The 5,411-nt window shown below is 71.4% G+C and carries 6 protein-coding genes; 1 reads left to right on the top strand and 5 read right to left on the bottom strand.

Translation table 11 applies throughout. The annotated features are described in order from the left end of the window. The 5 genes from mch to VFL64_RS21875 all read right to left on the bottom strand — a co-directional run. Positions 1-805, bottom strand: an 805-nt coding sequence (mch, locus tag VFL64_RS21895; RefSeq protein WP_489542508.1) for a methenyltetrahydromethanopterin cyclohydrolase, incomplete at its 3' end; no start/stop codon positions are given. Next, positions 802-1,947: an ATP-grasp domain-containing protein gene (locus VFL64_RS21890; RefSeq protein WP_489542507.1), complete on the bottom strand. Its 1,146-nt coding sequence runs from the start codon at positions 1,945-1,947 to the stop codon at positions 802-804. The genes VFL64_RS21890 and mch, both read right to left, overlap by 4 nt. Next, positions 1,944-2,867 carry an NAD(P)-dependent methylenetetrahydromethanopterin dehydrogenase gene (locus VFL64_RS21885; RefSeq protein ID WP_489542506.1) on the bottom strand — a complete coding sequence of 308 codons (924 nt, stop codon included), beginning with the start codon at positions 2,865-2,867 and terminating at the stop codon, positions 1,944-1,946. Before VFL64_RS21885 ends, VFL64_RS21890 begins: the two co-directional genes overlap by 4 nt. A gap of 14 nt (positions 2,868-2,881) precedes the next feature. Continuing rightward, on the bottom strand, positions 2,882-3,904 hold the full coding sequence (locus VFL64_RS21880; RefSeq protein WP_489542505.1) for a beta-ribofuranosylaminobenzene 5'-phosphate synthase family protein: 1,023 nt from the start codon (positions 3,902-3,904) through the stop codon (positions 2,882-2,884). Positions 3,905-4,015: 111 nt separating this feature from the next. After that, positions 4,016-4,405 carry a 4a-hydroxytetrahydrobiopterin dehydratase gene (locus VFL64_RS21875; RefSeq protein ID WP_489542504.1) on the bottom strand — a complete coding sequence of 130 codons (390 nt, stop codon included), beginning with the start codon at positions 4,403-4,405 and terminating at the stop codon, positions 4,016-4,018. 89 nt (positions 4,406-4,494) lie between these two features. Here VFL64_RS21875 and VFL64_RS21870 point away from each other — a divergent pair, with 89 nt between their 5' ends. Then, positions 4,495-5,256 carry a pentapeptide repeat-containing protein gene (locus VFL64_RS21870; protein WP_489542503.1) on the top strand — a complete coding sequence of 254 codons (762 nt, stop codon included), beginning with the start codon at positions 4,495-4,497 and terminating at the stop codon, positions 5,254-5,256. The last annotated feature ends 155 nt before the right edge of the window (positions 5,257-5,411 follow it).

Here is a 5,411-nt window from a genome sequence, read left to right as displayed (position 1 = left end):
GCCTGGCGAGCGCACATGCTGCAACATCGTCGCCGTGCACCGTGAGGTGGACCTTGCCGCCATAGAGGATGGCGTCGTTGGTGCGGCCCATGGCCACCGCGCCATCGGGCGAGGGCGACGGCAGCGGCGCGGTCGCCACGCCTTCCACGATGTGGCCCAGCGCAAAGCCCAGCGTGTGCGCCTTGTGCAGAGCCGTCTCCAGCACGCGCGCGACGATCTGCGTCGTGCCCGCGAGGCTGGTGGTGGGCGTGAGCACGAGGGTGAGCGCCTCGGGCTTCAGGCCGCAGTCGTGCAGCAGCTTGTCGATGATCACCTTCGGCGGCGGGCGGTCGACCTCCATCACCAGCACGCCGGCCTCGGCGCTGCGGTCGCGGTAGCCGAGTTCCTGGAACAGGGCTTCCTTGACGGCCAGCGCGCGCGCCGGGCCGGAGCCGAGCGAGAAGAACTTCTTGCCGCCGGTCTCTTCCTTCGAGGCCGAGAGGCTCCAGCCCGCGTACTGGCTGCCCAGGCAGGCCAGCACCGGCTGCGAGCTGCGCACCTCCACCCAGGTGGGCCAGCCTTCGCCGCCCCCCGCGTGCAGGCTGGCCTGGCCGAGGCCGCCCATGCAGATCTCGCCGATCAGGAGGCCGGCGGCGACGCTGCCGCGCACGGCGATGCCGGCGTCGACGATGCACACGCCGCTGTCGTCGCGCCGCACGGTGATCTGCAAGGCTTCGGCGTCGGCGAGCAGGCGCTCGACGAGCGGGCGCGCGCGCGTGTTGACGCTCAACTTGCACGTGGCGAGGGGTGGCGTGGCGTCGGTCATTCCAGTGTCTCCAGCAAATCCTCGCGGGCCTGGCGCAGCGCGGCCCTCACCGATGCAGCATCGGCACCGCTCGCGCTCAGGCTGCACAGCGGGTCGCCGGTGTCCAGCCGCGTGCCAGCACGTGGCAGGTCATGGGCACCGGGCCAGTGGCTCACGCGGCGTGCCAACGCATCATCGATCAGCGTCGCATGGCGTGCAAACACGATCTCGGTGCCTTGCACACACTGCGCCGCAGGCCGCGGTGCAGGCAACGTGTCGTGCAGGCAGGCCTGCACGTGCGCCGCCATCACGCCCTCGCCGTACAAGGCCATGCTGGCCGGTGGGCGCGGGTTGACTTCGAGCACGGCAATGTCGTCGCCGTCGCACATGAAGTCGAGGCTGCACAGGCCGCGCAGGTCGAACGCGGCCGTCAAGGCCTCGACGGCGGCGCGCGCCTGCCATGCCGCACGCCCGGACAGCGCCACCGGGCCCACCACGCCGCAGAAGACGTAGGGCCGTGCGCCGAAGCGGCGCACCGTCAGCTCGTTGAAGCCGAGGATGACCGCCGTGCGCCCGTTCCCCACGAAGGTGGCCGACATCGGCACACCCGGCGCCTCGCGCTGCAGGTAGTGATGCGGGGGCAACTCGGCCACGCGCTGCGGCGTGGCGCGCCACACGTGCCAGCCACCGCACCCCAGCGGGTCTTTCACCAACCAGCGCGCGCCGTCCGCGGGCAGGCTGCGCGCGAGAGCACCCAGCCGCACCGGCGGGTAGGGGATCTGCTGCGAAGCGAGAAAGCCGAAGAACTGCGCCGGGTCGCGCACGCGGCACACCGCCGAGGCGGGCGTGCCCACCAGCGGCAGCAGCGCCGCGGCTTCGGCGAGCAGGCCGGGCCGCCCCTCGAAGCCGCTGCCGGCGACCCAGCCGCTCACGTCACCGCGCTGCGCCAGGTGGTGCAGGGCCGCGAGCGTGCGCTCGTCGTCGAGGGACAGCGTGGTGGGTTCGCCCAGGCTCATCCATTGCGAGGCCACGTCGCGCGTGTCGGCATCACCGAACAGGTCGAGCGCCACCACCTCGAAGCCGTCGCGCGCCGAGGCCTCGGCCATCAGGCGGGCCGACAAGGCCGCCACGGCGATGGTGGCGGCCGGCTGCGGGCGGCTCAATCCGATCCGCCGGCCGCGCGCTCCGCGAGGTACGCGCGCGCCACGGCGAACGCCTCCGGGAAGCCGAGCACCAGCGCCTTCTTGTCGGCCTCGCGCATCTGCACCAGCAGGCGGTGCTGGGTCTGGTACTTCACGTTGCCGATGGCCAGTGCCCCGATGCCCACGGCGGCGGTGCCGGCGAGCGGCTTGGCGTCGTCCATCACGCCCACGCCGGCGATGCCTTCGGGGGGCACGGCGTTCACGTCGGCCGCCACCTTGAGGCGTTTCGCTTCCTTCAAGTCGTCGGCGGTGACGACCTGCACGCCAGCCGCCGCGCAGGCCAGCACCACGTCGGCCTCGGCCAGCGAAGCACGCACCGCAGCGCGGTCGGCACCCGACACGCCGTGCATCGTCACGCCGAAGCGCGTGGCCGTCTCGGCCGCGCCCTCTTCGGCGTGCGCCGCACCGCTGCGACTGGAGAGCGACACCAGCGCCCCCGCCTGCGCGGCGATCACGCCCGCGATGCGCCCGACCGGCCCCAGCCCGCCGAGCACCACCACACGCAGGCCGGTGAGGCCGTGGCCGTGCTGCTTCTGCATCGCCGCCTCGGTGCAGGCCACCATGGCCGCGGCCGTGGTGTAGGCCCCGCTCGGGTCGGCCATCACCGACACCACGAAGGGCTTGAACATCGAGGCCTTGGCGCGCTCCAGCATGTCGGCCGCCAGCATCGCGTTGCGCCCGCCGATGAAGATGCCAGTGCGCGCCACGCCCTTGGGGCCGCGCGAGAAGATGGCGTCTTGCGTGAGCGCGGTGACGCCGTCGAGATCGACCTGGCAATAGGGCGCGATGACCTGGTAGCCGGCATCGGCGGCCATGTTGACGTCGAAGGGGCTCATCTGCAGGCTCGGCGTGAACATGTGGAGGATGTAGGGGCGTTCCATGGTGTCGTCTGGGGTCAGTGGGGCTCACACGCATGCTCGGTCAGCTGCGCCCCGCGGTTGAGGCCGGCCACGATGCTCACCGTGAGGCCGGGTTCGAGCAGGCGCGTGGCACGCAGCGCACGCACGGCCGCTTCGGCAATCGCCTGCGAGGGCAGGATGGCAAAGCCGGTCGGGCCCCATGAACTCTGGCCGGTGGCCGCACCTTGCGCCGCATCGGCGATGAAGGCGACGATGCGCCCCACCGCCGCGCTCGTGTACACACCGCCCTGCGCCGGTGCGAAGTGCTCGCCGAGCAGCTGCTGCACGCGGTTGATGCCGGCCGCGAAGGGCGCGAACTCCACGCTGGCCGCGCCGGGCAGCACGCGCATCAGCACCTGGTGGCAGATGTCGGCCGACGCGGCCTGCGGCAGCGGCGCCAGCGTGGCGATGGCCTGCTTTTCCTGCGTGCCCGACAGGCCGCGGTGGCGCTCGTCCTGCACCACCACCACCCGCCAGGCCGCCGGGAAGGCGATGCGCGACAGCAGCGGCGCGGGCAGGCCGTCGGCCCCCGGCCCGCCATCGACCAGCAGGCCGCCCTGGTCGAAGCCGGCAATGCCGATGCCCGAGCGCAGCCCGCGCGCCAGCCAGTGCGCCAGCGTCACGCTGCTCAGCTCCAGGCCGTGCCAGTGGGCGAAGGCGCGGCCCATGGCGAGCGCGAGCTGGGTGCCGGAGCCGAATCCCGCATGCGGCGGCAGCACGCTGTTGAGCTGCACGCGCAGCGGTGTCTGCAGGCCGGTGTGTTCGCGCAGCACGGCCAGGTAGCGGGCGGCACGCTCGACCTCGACCTGCGCAGCCGCATCGGCGGCCAGCACCTCGTCGGCCGACGACGAGGCGCTCAGTTCGAGCTCGGTGGCGATGCCGTCGATCACCAGCCCGAGGCTGCCGAAGCGGCGGCCCAGGCTGCCGGCCGGGTCGAGAAAGCCCAGGTGCAGGCGACCCGGCGCGCGCAGCTTCAGCAGACGGTGGCTGTCGGTGGCGAGGCGAAGAAGAGTTCCCATTCGGGGCCTTCCAAGCAATCCCCGTTCCGCTGAGGTTTACCCGCAGAAAGCGGGGTGATCGTGGGCGACGCCTGTCCCGGCAGGGTGACACTCTGTCATGGGCGGCCGTCTTCAGTCGTACTTGATGTACTTGAAGCGCGGATCGTCGGGCGTGCCTTCGAGGGCCGAGCCTTCCTCCGCGCCGGGCTGCCACATCACCACCTCCTCGATCTTGGCGGCGAGCGCGAAGTCCTTGTCGGTGATGCCCTTGGCGGCGTGGTTCATCAGCTTCACGTTGACGAAGGCGAAGGAGACGGTGAGGTCCGGGTGGTGCCAGGCCGCCTCCGCCAGGTGGCCCACGGTGTTCACCACCATCAGCGTGCCCTTCCAGCCACCGGTCTTGTACTTGCGGCGTATCCAGCCGTCTTCGAAGGTCCATTTGGGCAACTCGGCCTTGAGCCGGGCCTCGACCTCGTCGGCCGAGTACACCTCGTCGGGGGTCTTCTTTCGCCATTGCGCCATGGTGGTCTCCTCGGTGGCTGGGCAGGGTTCATGGGCTTGACCTCGCGCGCGCCACCGCACAGCATCATCACTCCACCGGAGCAACCACTGTGCGCAGAAGGGTCTGGACCATCGCTCTCGCATCGGCCGCGCTGGGCTTGAGCGGCCGCAGCAGCGCCGCGGCAACGCGGCTCACCGCCGACCAGGTGCGCGAGCGCCTGGCCGCGGCCACGCCGCAGAAGCCGGCCGAGCTGTCGGACCTCGATCTCTCGGACCTCGACCTGAGCCGCCTCGACTTCCGGCAGGCGCGGCTGGCGGGCAGCAGCCTCTTCGCCTCGAAGCTCGTGCTGAGCCAATTCAACGGCGCCGACCTCTCGCGCGCCAACCTCAACGGTGCGTGGCTGATGGGCACCGATTTCAGCGGCGCCCGGCTGGTGGGCAGCAGCATGCTCAGCGTGGTGGTGCTCGGCGGCGAGGTGAAGACGCCGCCCAACTTTGCAGGGGCCGACCTGAGCGGCGCGCGCATCATTGCCGACTTCCCGGGCGCCAATTTGCGCGGCGCCAAGATGGTCAAGACCAACCTGGGCGTGAACATCAAGAACCAGGGCATGGGCCAGATGCGCACCGACCTCTCGGGCGCCGACCTGTCAGGTGCCAACCTCGAAGGGGCCGACCTGAACCGCTCGCTGCTGTCCTTCGCCAAGTTCACTGGCGCCACGTTGCGCGGCGTGAACTTCTTCAACGCCAAGATGGCCGGCGCCGACCTGAGCGGCGCCGATGTCACGGGCGCCGACTTCACCGACGCCGTGCTCGACGGCACCGTGTTCACCGGTGCCACGGGGCTGGACAGCGCGAAGGGACTGCGGCGCTGAGGCCCGCGCCGAGGTCAGCTCTTGCGCTTGGCCGGCTTGGTCTCGGCGGCGAGCTTCACGGCCTCTTCGTCGGGCGGCAGCAGCGAGGTCAGCGTGCCGGGCGGCAGGTGGCGCAGCTGGTCGGCATCGAGCTTGCCGATGAACTTCCAGCCCGT

The organism is Rhizobacter sp. (genome assembly GCF_035702065.1).
Classification (GTDB): Bacteria; Pseudomonadota; Gammaproteobacteria; order Burkholderiales; family Burkholderiaceae_C; genus Rhizobacter.
The sequence above is the reverse complement of the archived record's forward strand: the minus strand, read 5'-3'. Positions and strand labels throughout refer to the sequence as shown.